Below are 13,461 nucleotides of genomic sequence, written 5' to 3' on the forward strand. Positions count from 1 at the left end.
AATTAATATTAGAGAATTGTAGGAACTGAATAGCTAGTAGCATTCAATTGTAAGAAAGCACAAGCACCACGATGATTAGGTGCATAGCCCCAACCCTCAGTCAAAATTGTGTTTTCCAAAGCAAAAGTAGCCTTAACATCAGTCTGTAATCCAGCTAAAGAAGCTACAGCAGGTTGACGGCTGAGTAGTGGAGTTTTGTTTACACCACCATCAAGACCTACAGACACCGCATAACCAACAGGAACAATAGGTGTTTTGACTACTGGAACATTACTGATAAACCCAATTAGACCTTCAAAAGGAGATAGTTGACGCTGACGATCACCATTAGCACCAGCAGTATTGACCATTAGGTTACGACCTAGTTGATTCTCAGCAGGTACAAATCCTGTCAAACCTTCAAGCGTGTAGTCATAATCTGATACCCAGATTTCAAGTTGACGGAACCCATGATGTCTAACTTTATCAATCAACTTAGTACGAATCTCAGCTAGGGTAGGAGCACCAGCAGAAGCAACAGCATTATAATGTTGTAAATCCCCAGCTTGGAAGCTATAACCATTGATAGCAGGATTAGCTGTACTTGTGTCTGAGTTATAGAAAGGAATAGAAGTTGTTTGATACTTGTTAAGAGAATCAACTATTACTCGGTTTGTGTTAGTAAACAAAGCTTGACGCAATGCACTAAATCTAGACTTTTGGAAACTGGTTAACTTAGCTTGAACATAACCTGCAACTTCTTCTGAAGTCATTAAACGTACAGATCTAGTACTTAGAGTCAAAGCTGTCATGAATTCTTCAAAAGGAATTTCTTGAGTGTAATCAAAAACAGTGCTTCTGGTAGTAGGACGAGCAGCTTCAGTAAGTGCTTCTAAATTTTCTCCATCATAAAACTTAACTACTTTAACAGGAGTATTAACTGTTTCTACTAGAGGAGCAAAGAAGCGGTTATTTAAATCTGTGTAAAAAGTTAAATCTTGGTCTAGTTCACGCAGAATGCTGACAATAGATTGATTATCAACCGTTACAATATCAGCATCATTAGAATTTAATTCACCAAAATAAGTAGTGTTATAAGTCATATTATTTTAAATAATGTTTTATTAATATTAAAGAGAGATTTTAATTCTATTAGCATTAAGAGCAACACCAACTTTATTTGTACCTGTACCAGATACAACACCTGCTGCACCAGCAAATACATTAGTGCCAGGGGTAAGAGCCAAGGATGTACCTTTATTTTCAATAATGCAATTACCTTCAACAGCTAGAGCAGTACCAGCTTTACGTGGATAACGAGCTACTCCAACTGGAATAGTAGAAGCAGTTGCAAGAATAGCTTGACCACTTGAGTTAATAGAAACTACTGCACCTTCAGGAATATCTACTGCTGCAATTAGGTTAATAATAGAACCATCTAAGTTAGCAGAAGCAATAAAGCGATATAGAGTCACATTGTAAGCAACATTCAACATATATTTTTTTGTAATTAAATAATTTTAATAAGATTAATAACCACGCCAGGGTTTAAGTTTTCTTGTAAATTCAGGAGTTGCAGGAGTTACAGATACTCCAGGCTTAGGGGTAATGGTTTTATTTTGATTAGTACTTTGAATAGCAGCTTGAATCTTAGGAACTAAATTATTTTTTAAATCAGATTCATAAGAAAGTTGTTTATTTAAAAGGTCAGCTTCAACTTCCTCTTGAGTAGCACCAACAGGCTGAATACCTAATAGCTTGACTACTCTTTGAAAGTCAGGCTTAACTTTACTAATAGCTATGTCTAAATCAATTACAGGAGCTGCTGGTACTTCTATACCTAAATCTAATTCTTGAGATTCAACAATAGGTTCTTGAGATTCACTCATAATTTATTTCTTAACTTTTTTAGCTGGAACTTTAGCAACAGGCTTAGAAGCTTTACCAACTGGTTTTTCTTCTTTCTTTTTAACAGGGAATGCCATAATTATTAAGGTTGATTAATAGTTGTATTATTTAAATTATCTTGAGTATCTTGAACTTTTGTATTCCCTGTATCTATAATAGCTGATTTTTCACCAGCATTGTTAATAGCTTTCTCAGAAAATAAACTATCTGGAGTTGAATTTGGAGCATCTAATGAATCAACTAACGCAGCAGAGTATTGAATATTTAATCCCTTTTCAGCATCTAATTGTTCTAATTCTTTTAGTGCTTCCTCTTCTGTTAATCCTTCCACCTGAATCAGATATCTTTTTCTAGATATAAGTTTATTTTTAACAGCTTCAACTTGTAACTTTTTATCTTCTATATTCCTGGGCATAACATCAGGTAATTCAATTCTATAGGAAATTGCTATGCCTAAGTGGGCAAATATAGAACTAATAGCTGATATTAAATAGTTAGCTCTATTAAGAGTACTGCGCTGTAGTGGCTCATAAAGAACAGAGAGGGAGGAAGAACTACTTGCACTTCTAGCATTCTGTAACTCTAAAACCATTACTCCTGTGAGAGAATAAATATCTTGTAAGACAATTAATCTCTGTCTCTCTAAGTAAGGATTATCTACAGGTTGAAGATATCCAATCTTAGGAGTGATATTAGCCTCAGCGGCAGCATTGTTTATTGGTAGATGGAGTATTACTGCTACTATTTCTATTCCTACCCAGAGATTCATACATATGAATTTCACGCTTCTGTAGGTCAATATCCTGCCACCTAAGACCTATTCCTTCACTGACTCTTAAACCAGTATTAAATAGCATTAAAATGAAGCCATAGTAATGAGAGTAATGCTGGTCATTTAATAGAGAGTCTAAAATTCTATCAACTTCACTAGCAGAAAAAGGTTTAGGTTTAGGTTTTCCAGGAATTTTAACTTCTATATCTCCAAATAGATCCTTTTTTAGAACCTGGAGTATGGTTAGATATCGTTTCAAAGTGGAAGGTTTATTACCTTTATCTTTAAGCCAAGCTATAAATTCTTTAGCTTGCTGAGGAGTAGAAATTACTTTTTTGTAATTCTTTAAATGTCTAAGCAGAGATTCATCTGCCACATTATAATATCCCTCTAGTCTTTGCTCAAGTAGCGTTAAAAGAGGAGGAGATTTTGGAGTTGGTTTAGAGTTACCATTACTACCAGTATAAATTATACCCTCTAACCAGCATTTATATTTGCTAAGGGTATAGTCAAAATTACCTGTGAGGCAATCTTGGTAAATAATCTTGGCGCAAAACTCTAATCTAGCTTTTTCTACTTTATCTACCCAGCGACCCCAGCCAATAGAATACCTTTCATCCTGGTATGTCCACCTTATGAGGCAGCTATCCCCATTTTTAATTACCTTAATGATTCTCATTCTCTATGTCAGTTTATGTCAGAACATAGAGACAACTTCATTATTTATCTAGATTAGATAGCTGTTTGGGCTACTTTTTCATCCGTGTGAAGGATGTGCGCTACCCCTGTGCTAATCGCCCAAGACTCTTTATATTACCATAAATAGCAACATAAAAAGCACAATCATTACAGATAGTCAGAGATTTCTCCGCTAAGTATATAAGTATAAATTATTTAAATGGTATTGCGATCGCACTTCTATCAGTTAAATAAGAATAAGTAGAGGAAAAATCAAATATTTAAATCGCGTAGAGCCAGACGAATTTGCTCGGCTCGTCTGCGGTTGACACCAAGATCGGATTCTCCCACACGAGAAGCCGAGCGCAGATGAATTACTGACTCATTAGGAGGTAAATAAAATTCTACATCATCAACAAATTGGAAGATGCGGCTTTTAGAAAGAGCGTGGATGTAATTATCTGTTTGTTCTACAATTTCTGTACGCGGAACAACACCGATAACTTTTAGTAAGATTTCTCTAGCTGCATTACGGTCTACATGATAAGGAATCGGGTCGATAGCGTGTTTTTCATCTGCGTTTTGGCTGACAACACAGTTGTCTGAAGCCGGACAAGAACTAAGATGACCGTTATCAACTCCCAAGCTAGAGGCAGCCCAAGTAGCCCCAGGAAGTATTAAACTACTAATCAAAGTTAAGAGTATTGCAAAAGCGGTACTCCGTAAGAATCGCTGCCGGAATGCTGTTAGCAGACGGGACATGATAAATTTACTCCTTTTGTTCGGTTATTTCGGGTGAGTACTGCGAGTTGCCTGTTTGCTCTACAGATTACCATCTATCCAGCCACACTCTGAGTTTGGGCAATCACAATGTAGCCGCGCCGACCAGTCCCTTGTGCTATTGTTCCTGCCAATAAGGGAATCAAGCCTAAAAAGTGACCAATAATTCAGATTTCCATTGACTACGAACCCAAAATCATTAGCAGGGGTTGCGACTCTATTCCCTGATGATTCCAGCTTTGACTCAGAAGAATTGGCTGGTATCTGCTTTGTTATGACCAATATTAGAAAGTTTGATGGTTGTAGATGAACATAGGAATAATCCAGCCTTACAGTAACGGGTTTTTAGAAGTTGTACCAGAGAGCGATTATTGGCAGATTGCAGCTATACACATCAATGGTCAAGCCTACTGCCCTACTCCTCAGCTTTATCGTTCAGAAAAAGTGGCATTAGCAAAAGCAACACAAATTTATGATTGGATAGCTGACCACGAACACCAAATCAGTGATGAGACTTACTACTGCTCTGAATTGAAACTCATCATCTGGCAGCAACCAAAAGTATCTTAGTTAACCAGGCAGATTGCTTGCCTTGGGCAAATCTGATAGTAGTTTCTTATAGGCTCTGGGTGCAGGGGTAACAGAAGATTCATTTCTTTAGTTTATCTAAAGTCGCATCTAAGTTATCAAATTACCTTTCTAAGATAGAAGCAGCAACTATAAGTTGCTATAGATGACTAAAACCCAATTAACAGCTAGTGGCTGCGGAGAACATAAAATGGCTAAAGCGCCAGAATCTTTAGACTTATCTACCTACGATGCTACAGACAGAGCTTTAGATCGTGACTGTACAACCTTATCTCGTCACGTCCTCCAACAACTTCAGAGCTTTTCGCCAGATGCACAGGATTTAAGTGCGCTGATGAATCGCATCGCCCTGGCCGGAAAACTGGTTGCTCGTCGCATGAGTCGCGCTGGTTTAATGGAAGGTGTTCTTGGATTTACTGGGGAAGTTAATGTCCAAGGCGAATCCGTCAAAAAGATGGATGTCTATGCCAATGATGTATTTATCTCAGTGTTTAAGCAAAGCGGCTTAGTCTGTCGCCTCGCGTCTGAGGAAATGGAAAATCCTTATTACATCCCCGAAAATTGCCCCATTGGTCGCTATACCTTGCTATATGACCCAATTGATGGCTCATCCAATACTGATAATAATCTCAGCTTAGGTTCCATTTTCGCCATTCGCCAACAAGAAGGAACTGATAGCGATGGTAAGGCAACTGACCTGCTCACCAACGGACGTAAGCAACTCGCTGCCGGATACATCCTGTATGGGCCCTGCACGATGCTGGTTTATACTATAGGTAAGGGCGTTCATTCCTTTGTTCTTGACCCCAGCTTAGGAGAGTTTATTCTCACAGAAGAAAATATTCGGATTCCTAACCACGGGTCTGTTTATAGCGTGAACGAGGGTAACTTTTGGCAGTGGGAAGAATCAATTCGAGAATACATTCGCTACGTTCACCGCACAGAAGGCTACAGCGCTCGTTATAGCGGCGCAATGGTGAGCGACATCCATAGAATTTTGGTTCAAGGCGGCGTGTTTCTCTACCCAGGCACAATTCAAAACCCTGAAGGGAAATTACGCTTGCTTTATGAAACGGCTCCTCTCGCCTTTTTGATTGAGCAAGCAGGCGGCCGTGCTACTACAGGACTGGTAAACATCTTGGATGTGGTACCAAAAAAACTGCATCAACGCACACCTTTAATTATTGGCAGCAAAGAGGATGTAGCAAAGGTGGAGTCTTTTATTCAAAACGGACACTAGTGTTAGAAGGCAGAAGATAGGAGAAAAAAAGCTTGTAAATTACGCTTTTAAACTTTTTCAACTGCATAGTTATTTTTGCCATACTGCACTCGAAGACGGTAATAAAAGGATCAAGGATGCGTCTAGCATCTGGCATTAATTAAAAGTTAATCATGGTGATTTAGGATTGGGAATGCAGAATCGCACTTCTTGAAGATGTATTAAAGATTATCTCAGCTGGCCGATGCAATAAGTGATTGGCAACGCCACAATTCAAAAGTAAGCATCAAATTTTGATGGGTTTTGCCCACTTACTTAGAAACATCACCATACAGGAGTGAAACAAATTAGAGCTATGTCTACCAATCATCTACTAGAAATTAACCAATACGGTCAAAGTATCTGGATGGATAATTTGACCCGTGACATTATTCAATCAGGTGAACTCAAAGACATGGTTGAAAATCAAGGAATCTCTGGGATTACCTCTAACCCAGCTATCTTTGAAAAAGCGATCGCAGGTAACGTTATTTATGATGCCGATATCGAAGCCGGAGTTCGGGCTGGTTTACCCATAGACAAAATTTACGAATCCCTCGTTTTTGCAGATATCCGTAATGCTTGTGATATTTTACGCCCTGTCTATGAAGCCTCCAATAGACTAGATGGTTATGTGAGTATTGAAGTTCCGCCAACCATTGCCCATGATACTGAAGCAACCATAACCGAAGCCAGACGCTATTTCCAAGAAATTGGTCGGGAAAATCTGATGATTAAAATTCCCGGTACAGAACCTGGTTTGCCAGCAGTAGAACAGGTAATAGCCGAAGGGATGAATGTTAATATCACATTGCTGTTTTCTGTAGAAAGCTATATAAACACAGCAATGGCTTATATTCGGGGCTTAGAAAAACGGCTGGCTGAGGGTAAAGACATCAGTAAAATTGCTTCAGTCGCTAGTTTCTTCCTCAGCCGGATCGATAGCAACATTGACGGCAAGATTGATGCTAAGTTGAAAAAAGGCGTTGATGATATTTCCGTCGAAGCAAAGCTGAGAGCTGTGAAAGGGAAAGTAGCGATCGCTAATGCTAAGATTGCGTACCAAGAATACAAGAAAATCATTAGAAGCGAGCGTTGGCAAGATTTGGCAGCAAAAGGGGCCACAGTACAACGGCTACTTTGGGCTAGCACCAGCACCAAAGACCCCAACTACAGAGATGTGATGTATATCGAAGAGTTGATTGGCCGTGATACCGTCAACACCGTACCACCAGCGACGATTAAGGCTTGTGCCGATCATTGTAACGTAGGCGAAAACTTAGAAACAGATGTAGACAAAGCTTACACGCTGATTGAAAACCTCAAAGATCCCGACATCAACATCGATCTCGATACCGTAATGGATGAACTGTTAGTCGATGGTATTGACAAGTTTATCCAGCCCTTCCAGTCCTTGATGAACTCTTTAGAAGACAAGATCAAGGTATTGTCACCAGTGTAGGGACTAGTGACTGGGGACTGGGGACTAGGGACTAGGGACTGGTAAACAATTTTCCTAATACCCAATACCCAATACCCAGTCCCTAATCCCCAATCCAAAATCCAAAATCCAAAACCCAAAATTGTTATGGTTAGTCTGCTAGAAAATCCCTTGCGCGTTGGTCTGCAACAACAACGGATGTCCGAACCCCAGATTATAGTCATTTTTGGCGCTTCTGGCGATCTCACCTGGCGCAAACTAGTGCCAGCACTTTACAAATTGCGGCGAGAACGGCGTATTCCACCAGAAACTACCATTGTCGGTGTAGCACGTAGAGAATGGAGCCATGAGTACTTCCGCGAACAAATGCAGAAGGGCATGGAAGAGGCACATTCTGATGTCGATTTAGGGGAACTCTGGCAAGATTTCTCTCAAGGTCTGTTCTATTGCCCTGGCGATATAGACAACCCCGAAGGCTACCAGAAACTGAAAAACTTATTGAGTGAATTAGACGAAAAGCGGGGCACGCGAGGTAATCGAATGTTCTACCTATCGGTTGCCCCCTCATTCTTTCCTGAAGCGATTAAGCAGCTAGGAAGCGCCGGGATGCTAGAAGATCCCTACAAACATCGTCTAGTAATTGAAAAACCCTTTGGTCGAGACTTGGCTTCTGCCCAGAGTCTTAACCAAGTGGTACAGAAATATTGCAAAGAAAACCAAGTCTACCGCATTGACCACTACTTGGGTAAAGAAACAGTCCAGAATTTGCTGGTGTTTCGCTTTGCCAATGCGATTTTTGAACCGTTGTGGAATCGTCAATTTGTTGACCACGTACAAATTACCGTGGCAGAAACCGTGGGAGTGGAAGACCGGGCTGGTTACTATGAAAGCGCCGGCGCACTACGGGATATGTTGCAAAATCACCTCATGCAACTTTACTGCCTAACGGCGATGGAAGCACCCAATGCAATGGATGCCGACAGCATCCGCACAGAAAAAGTGAAGGTACTCCGAGCTACTCGTTTAGCTGATGTTCACAATCTGTCGCGGTCAGCAGTCCGCGGTCAGTATAGTGCTGGCTGGATGAAGGGTCAAGAAGTGCCAGGGTATCGGACAGAACCAGGCGTTGCTCCTAACTCCACCACACCGACTTACGTCGCCATGAAGTTTTTGGTAGATAACTGGCGCTGGAAAGGTGTTCCTTTCTACTTGCGTACCGGGAAGCGGATGCCGAAAAAAGTCAGTGAGATTGCCATTCACTTCCGCGAAGTTCCATCTCGGATGTTCCAATCTGCCGCCCAACAGGCAAACGCCAATATTTTGACAATGCGGATTCAGCCGAATGAAGGTATTTCCCTGCGTTTTGATGTGAAAATGCCGGGGGCAGAATTCCGTACCCGTTCCGTTGACATGGACTTTAGTTATGGTTCCTTTGGCATCCAAGCAACATCTGATGCTTACGATCGCTTATTCCTTGATTGTATGATGGGCGATCAAACATTGTTCACCCGCGCGGATGAAGTAGAAGCCGCTTGGCAGGTAGTGACACCAGCCCTTTCTGTTTGGGATGCACCCGCCGACGCCAATACTATTCCCCAGTATGAAGCTGGTACCTGGGAACCAACAGAAGCAGAATTCTTAATTAACCAGGATGGCCGTCGCTGGCGCAGACTCTAACAATTTTAGATTTTAGATTTTAGATTTTAGATTGAGGACGGCGAAATCGGGAATAGATAATAGGGAATATGAAAAACTATTACTAATTACCAAATTACTAGTTCTTAATCCAAAATCCAAAATCTCAAATCTCAAATCCAAAATCCAAAATCCAAAATCCAAAATCTCCTATGGCTCCCCAAGCTTCTACAATTTATTCACTTCAGGCGCCAAAAGATATTTCGCTTAACGAAATAGAAGCGGAACTTCATCAAATTTGGCAAAGTTACGGCATTACTGGCGAGGACGGTGGGCTTCCTGCTGCCACTCGCGCCACAACATTTACCTTAGTGGTTTACGAACCCGAAGAAACTCAGTATCTTTTGGCTACTTTGGGATTTTACAACGGCCCGCTTGACGGGATTTTAGGGCCTCAGATGGTAGCTGCCTTGCGGCAAGTGCAGAGAAAATATGCACTACCAGATACTGGAACAACAACACCTGAAACTCTGGCTATCTTGAGAGAAGAATTCATCAAACGTCAAGGAAACGGTGCTGCGGGAGACAATGCTTCTATTGAACTTCCCAGCTTAAATGCCCCAAGCCCCAGAATTGCTGATGAAATTGCCCTCCGCAACCCTTGCCGCATCATCGCGCTATTTCCCATTACTGGCGAAGATGAAGGAGTTAAGGCTCAAGTTTCTGCCTATTGCCCCATCCAAAAGCAATCTTCAAGTACACTAATTTGCTGCGAATACATCACTCTCAGTGGTACTGCTGCTGCCTTAGAACGCATCGGTGGTATGATTCCAGCATTGTTAATTGGCGGTTTACCCAAGTTTCTTTGGTGGAAAGCAACACCAGACCCCAACAACACTCTATTCAAACGGCTGTCAGCCGTCTGCAATAATGTGATTGTGGATTCTTGCCGCTTTAACGAGCCAGAAAGTGACTTACTCCGCCTGCAAGAATTGGTGGACAGTGGTGTTCCCCTAGCTGACCTCAACTGGCGTCGTCTCTCAGCATGGCAGGAATTGACAGCTGAAGCTTACGACTCACCTCATCGTCGGGCTGCCCTGCGGGAAGTTGACCGAGTAACTATTGATTACGAAAAAGGCAACCCCGCACAAGCATTGCTGTTTTTGGGTTGGTTGGCAAGTCGTTTAGCATGGCAGCCAGTTTCGTATCAAAAGGAAACCGGAGATTATGACATCACTCGCATTCACTTTATTGCCCAAGACCAACGGCAAGTAGAAACCGAATTAGCGGGCGTTCCCCTTGCTGATGTGGGCGATATTGCTGGCGACTTGATTGCTTTGCGCCTCAGTTCGACCAATCCGAAGGCAGACTCTGGTACAGTAATTTGCTCGGAAACTGGTGGTTGTATGCGGATGGAAACTCACGGCGGCGCTCAATCTGCCGGTCTGTTTCAACAGGTGACTTCACTTTCTGAACAAAAGGCGGAAGCATTGCTGAGTCAGCAGGTACAACGCTGGGGTCGCGAATCACTTTTTGAAGAAAGTCTGGGAGTGACAGCAAATATTTTCAAATTGGAAACAAATAGTTAGTTTTGCCTGGAAACAATAAAAGTTACCAAAATTGCGAAAATCAAACATAAACTCTTCAGATTTTTGGATATTTCAATACTCTGGAGGGTTTTTCTATTTTCCTTGGAGGCAAGAGACGCGATGAATCGCCGTCAAGACAAGAATCAATCCTTTGTATATACGATGATTTATCGCGTCTTTGGCGAGCAATAATTTTCATCAAAAAATCTTAACCGAACCGTATTGCATTGGCATAGCAGGTCGATGCATTGGCATAGCAGGTCGATGCATTAGCATAACAAGTCGATGCATTGGCATAACAGGTCGATGCATTAACATAGCAAGTCGATGCATTGGCATTACAGGTCGATGCATTGGCATTACAGGTCGATGCATTAACATAGCAAGTCGATGCATTAACATAGCAAGTCGATGCATTGGCATTACAGGTCGATGCATTGGCATTACAGGTCAAGACGTGGGACAGCTTTAGAAGACTTTTGCGTACACCGTAGCCTTGCTTGGGAGAGGGATTTAGGGTGAGGGTTTCGATTCATGCAAGAAGTCTATTGAAAAGATACTTCGTATTTACCTCCACGCTCTAAAGCGCGTTTGTAAGCAGGTCGTTCGTGAATGCGCTCGACAAATTCTTTAAGCTTTAGCCGGTTCTTGACCTCTTTGGGGAGTGCAGCCACCACTTCCAGGGGAAAGCTCATTTGGATATCGGCAGCGGTAAATTCATTGCCCGCAAACCACGTACTTTTACGAAGTTCACCTTCTATGTAGTCAAAATGAAGTTTGATCTGAGGCGCGACGAATCCGCTAACTACGCTGCTGTCACCTGCCCCGAAATTGTTCAATATTAACCGCATCACTAGTGGTGGCATTGCCGAGCCTTCGGCGTAATGCAGCCAATACTTGTAGCGCAGATGCTCTGGTGTACCGGATGCTGGGACTAGCCGACCATTACCGTAGCGCTCGACTAGGTATTCGATAATTGCACCCGACTCAGCGATCGTCAAGTCTGCATCTGTAATTACTGGTGACTTGCCGAGGGGATGAACTTGGCGTAGCGACTCCGGTGCCATCATCGTCTTGGCATCGCGTTCATAGAATTTGATCTCGTATTCGATACCTAATTCTTCAAGCAGCCACAGCACACGCTGCGATCGCGAGTTGTTAAGATGATGCACTACTATCATAAAACGTTCCTCTTGTGGTAGCTGATTATTATCCGATCTCGGCTAATCTCCAACTGTATTATTCAACAGATGTTTCCAGCGTAACTACCCTAATTGGGTGGTTTTCTTGTTTCTAATTGGTATAACTTTGAGTTAGTCGGTTGGAGAAACTGGTGCATCTGCTTTTGCAAAAAGTAACGATAGACACACAGCCAAGAATCGAAATAGTTGCTGCATATATATTAATTTGTTTCATTTATGGCTTTAGTCATTGCCGGGGAACGTAGTGGGGTGGGTAAGACAACAGTCACGCTCACCCTTTTAGCATCTTTACGCCGTCGCGCTCGCTTGGTGCAATCTTTTAAAGTGGGGCCAGACTACATCGATCCGATGTTTCATCAACACGTAACTGGTCGTGCTTGTCGCAATTTAGACCCCGTATTGACTTCTGAAGCCTACGTTCAGCAATGTTTTGCCCATCATAGCCAACTGAGTGAATATGCCCTCGTGGAAGGGGTGATGGGGTTGTTTGATGGAGTGAAAGAGGGAGCAGGGGAGCAGGGGAGCAGGGGAGCAAAGGAGAAGAACAATGCCCAATGCCTAACTGATTTTGCAAGTACGGCACACATTGCGCGGCTGTTAGATTTACCTGTGGTGTTGGTGATTGATTGCAGTCGTTTATCTGGTTCTGTAGCTGCGATCGCTCACGGCTATCGATCTTTTGATCCCCGAATTAAAATAGCTGGGGTAGTATTAAATCGCGTCGGGAGCGATCGCCATCTCTCTCTCCTCAAAGATTCTTTAGAATCCTTACAATTACCCATTATTGGGGTACTGCGGCGTCAAGATAACATCACAATTCCCGATCGCCATTTGGGTTTAGTACCTACAGCCGAACTCCCCGAACTCAACGCTTTAATCGATCGCCTCGCTGATTTAGGAGATTCTTGCTTCGATTGGCAACGCTTATTACCTTTGTTAAAATCAGAACCCGTTTCTCCCTCTGCTTCAGCCTCCTTATCTCCCTCATTCCCAGTTAGGATTGCAGTAGCCCGCGATCGCGCATTTAATTTTTACTACCAAGACAATCTCGATTTGCTGCAACAACTTGGTGCAGAATTGGTTTTCTGGAGTCCCTTAGATGATGCTGACATACCAAAAGATATCCAAGGAATGTATTTTGGCGGTGGTTTCCCGGAAGTTTTTGCCCAGCAACTCGCAGAAAATACCAGCGTTCGTGATGCAGTGAAAACGGCAATACTTAAAGGAATGCCTACGGTTGCCGAATGCGGCGGATTGATGTACTTATGCGAGCAAATTATCGATTTTGAAGGTAAATCTTGGTCAATGGCGGGAGTGCTACCAACATCTGCTGTGATGGGTGGACGTTTAACTTTGGGCTATCGTCGTGCAGTCGCTTTGCAAGATAATTTGTTAGTTAAGGCAAATACAACTGTTTACGGACATGAGTTTCATCGTTCCCATTTAACTTTAACTCCCACTCAACCCCTATTTGAAACCTCTCGCTACGATTGCGAAGAAAATATGGGATGTGAAGGATGGGGTTTACCTGCAAATGTTCATGCTTCTTATGTTCATCTGCATTGGGGAGAAAGTAGAGAAATTCCCCAGCAGTTTCTTAAAGAATGTCTAAAAGAAATCTGTTAGGGATT

14 protein-coding genes are annotated in these 13,461 nt (G+C 42.3%); 6 read left to right on the forward strand and 8 right to left on the reverse strand.

Going from position 1 to position 13,461, the window contains the following annotated elements; all coding sequences use genetic code 11:
• Positions 1-8: 8 nt before the first annotated feature.
• The 6 genes from V7K44_RS19435 to V7K44_RS19460 form a co-directional block, all read right to left on the reverse strand.
• Positions 9-1,082, reverse strand: coding sequence for a hypothetical protein (locus V7K44_RS19435; protein WP_334933542.1), 1,074 nt, complete (start codon positions 1,080-1,082; stop codon positions 9-11).
• A 27-nt stretch (positions 1,083-1,109) separates the two neighbouring features.
• Complete coding sequence (locus V7K44_RS19440) at positions 1,110-1,475, reverse strand: hypothetical protein (protein WP_334933543.1); 366 nt, start codon at positions 1,473-1,475, stop codon at positions 1,110-1,112.
• 33 nt (positions 1,476-1,508) lie between these two features.
• The gene (locus tag V7K44_RS19445) at positions 1,509-1,868 is read right to left on the reverse strand and encodes a hypothetical protein (RefSeq protein WP_334933544.1); all 360 of its coding nucleotides are present in this window, start codon (positions 1,866-1,868) and stop codon (positions 1,509-1,511) included.
• A 101-nt stretch (positions 1,869-1,969) separates the two neighbouring features.
• Positions 1,970-2,656, reverse strand: a complete 687-nt coding sequence (locus V7K44_RS19450) for a hypothetical protein (RefSeq protein ID WP_334933545.1) — start codon at positions 2,654-2,656, stop codon at positions 1,970-1,972.
• Positions 2,586-3,338 (reverse strand): tyrosine-type recombinase/integrase, encoded by a 753-nt coding sequence (locus tag V7K44_RS19455; protein WP_334933546.1) that lies wholly within the window; start codon positions 3,336-3,338, stop codon positions 2,586-2,588. Before V7K44_RS19455 ends, V7K44_RS19450 begins: the two co-directional genes overlap by 71 nt.
• Positions 3,339-3,610: 272 nt before the next feature.
• Positions 3,611-4,099, reverse strand: coding sequence for a DUF1499 domain-containing protein (locus V7K44_RS19460; protein ID WP_334933547.1), 489 nt, complete (start codon positions 4,097-4,099; stop codon positions 3,611-3,613).
• 324 nt (positions 4,100-4,423) lie between these two features.
• On the opposite strand from V7K44_RS19460, the gene V7K44_RS19465 reads away from it, so the two are divergent.
• The 5 genes from V7K44_RS19465 to opcA all read left to right on the forward strand — a co-directional run bounded on the left by V7K44_RS19465 (position 4,424) and on the right by opcA (position 10,628).
• The gene (locus tag V7K44_RS19465) at positions 4,424-4,687 is read left to right on the forward strand and encodes a hypothetical protein (protein ID WP_334933548.1); all 264 of its coding nucleotides are present in this window, start codon (positions 4,424-4,426) and stop codon (positions 4,685-4,687) included.
• Positions 4,688-4,895: 208 nt separating this feature from the next.
• Positions 4,896-5,945, forward strand: a complete 1,050-nt coding sequence (fbp, locus tag V7K44_RS19470) for a class 1 fructose-bisphosphatase (protein ID WP_292782937.1) — start codon at positions 4,896-4,898, stop codon at positions 5,943-5,945.
• Positions 5,946-6,279: 334 nt separating this feature from the next.
• Positions 6,280-7,425 (forward strand): transaldolase, encoded by a 1,146-nt coding sequence (tal, locus tag V7K44_RS19475; RefSeq protein ID WP_334933549.1) that lies wholly within the window; start codon positions 6,280-6,282, stop codon positions 7,423-7,425.
• A 126-nt stretch (positions 7,426-7,551) separates the two neighbouring features.
• On the forward strand, positions 7,552-9,081 hold the full coding sequence (gene zwf / locus V7K44_RS19480; protein WP_334933550.1) for a glucose-6-phosphate dehydrogenase: 1,530 nt from the start codon (positions 7,552-7,554) through the stop codon (positions 9,079-9,081).
• Between the two features lie 170 nt (positions 9,082-9,251).
• Positions 9,252-10,628, forward strand: coding sequence for a glucose-6-phosphate dehydrogenase assembly protein OpcA (gene opcA, locus V7K44_RS19485; protein WP_334933551.1), 1,377 nt, complete (start codon positions 9,252-9,254; stop codon positions 10,626-10,628).
• A 198-nt stretch (positions 10,629-10,826) separates the two neighbouring features.
• Here the strand turns inward: opcA and V7K44_RS19490 are convergent, their stop codons facing one another.
• Entirely contained in the window at positions 10,827-11,066 is a 240-nt protein-coding gene (locus tag V7K44_RS19490; protein WP_334933552.1) for a hypothetical protein, read from the reverse strand.
• 107 nt (positions 11,067-11,173) lie between these two features.
• Positions 11,174-11,809 carry a glutathione S-transferase family protein gene (locus V7K44_RS19495; RefSeq protein ID WP_334933553.1) on the reverse strand — a complete coding sequence of 212 codons (636 nt, stop codon included), beginning with the start codon at positions 11,807-11,809 and terminating at the stop codon, positions 11,174-11,176.
• A gap of 237 nt (positions 11,810-12,046) precedes the next feature.
• Here V7K44_RS19495 and V7K44_RS19500 point away from each other — a divergent pair, with 237 nt between their 5' ends.
• Positions 12,047-13,456, forward strand: coding sequence for a cobyrinate a,c-diamide synthase (locus tag V7K44_RS19500; RefSeq protein WP_334933554.1), 1,410 nt, complete (start codon positions 12,047-12,049; stop codon positions 13,454-13,456).
• The last annotated feature ends 5 nt before the right edge of the window (positions 13,457-13,461 follow it).

The sequence above is a fragment of the Nostoc sp. genome (assembly GCF_036917235.1).
Taxonomy (GTDB): Bacteria; Cyanobacteriota; Cyanobacteriia; order Cyanobacteriales; family Nostocaceae; genus Nostoc.

What these genes read in the sequence shown, in the direction of transcription:
- V7K44_RS19435 (WP_334933542.1), bottom strand. Translation starts at nt 1,082, where the DNA reads ATGACTTATAACACTACTTATTTTGGTGAATTAAATTCTAATGATGCT.
- V7K44_RS19440 (WP_334933543.1), bottom strand. Translation starts at nt 1,475, where the DNA reads ATGTTGAATGTTGCTTACAATGTGACTCTATATCGCTTTATTGCTTCT.
- V7K44_RS19445 (WP_334933544.1), bottom strand. Translation starts at nt 1,868, where the DNA reads ATGAGTGAATCTCAAGAACCTATTGTTGAATCTCAAGAATTAGATTTA.
- V7K44_RS19450 (WP_334933545.1), bottom strand. Translation starts at nt 2,656, where the DNA reads ATGAATCTCTGGGTAGGAATAGAAATAGTAGCAGTAATACTCCATCTA.
- V7K44_RS19455 (WP_334933546.1), bottom strand. Translation starts at nt 3,338, where the DNA reads ATGAGAATCATTAAGGTAATTAAAAATGGGGATAGCTGCCTCATAAGG.
- V7K44_RS19460 (WP_334933547.1), bottom strand. Translation starts at nt 4,099, where the DNA reads ATGTCCCGTCTGCTAACAGCATTCCGGCAGCGATTCTTACGGAGTACC.
- V7K44_RS19465 (WP_334933548.1), top strand. Translation starts at nt 4,424, where the DNA reads ATGAACATAGGAATAATCCAGCCTTACAGTAACGGGTTTTTAGAAGTT.
- fbp (WP_292782937.1), top strand. Translation starts at nt 4,896, where the DNA reads ATGGCTAAAGCGCCAGAATCTTTAGACTTATCTACCTACGATGCTACA.
- tal (WP_334933549.1), top strand. Translation starts at nt 6,280, where the DNA reads ATGTCTACCAATCATCTACTAGAAATTAACCAATACGGTCAAAGTATC.
- zwf (WP_334933550.1), top strand. Translation starts at nt 7,552, where the DNA reads ATGGTTAGTCTGCTAGAAAATCCCTTGCGCGTTGGTCTGCAACAACAA.
- opcA (WP_334933551.1), top strand. Translation starts at nt 9,252, where the DNA reads ATGGCTCCCCAAGCTTCTACAATTTATTCACTTCAGGCGCCAAAAGAT.
- V7K44_RS19490 (WP_334933552.1), bottom strand. Translation starts at nt 11,066, where the DNA reads ATGCATCGACCTGTAATGCCAATGCATCGACTTGCTATGTTAATGCAT.
- V7K44_RS19495 (WP_334933553.1), bottom strand. Translation starts at nt 11,809, where the DNA reads ATGATAGTAGTGCATCATCTTAACAACTCGCGATCGCAGCGTGTGCTG.
- V7K44_RS19500 (WP_334933554.1), top strand. Translation starts at nt 12,047, where the DNA reads ATGGCTTTAGTCATTGCCGGGGAACGTAGTGGGGTGGGTAAGACAACA.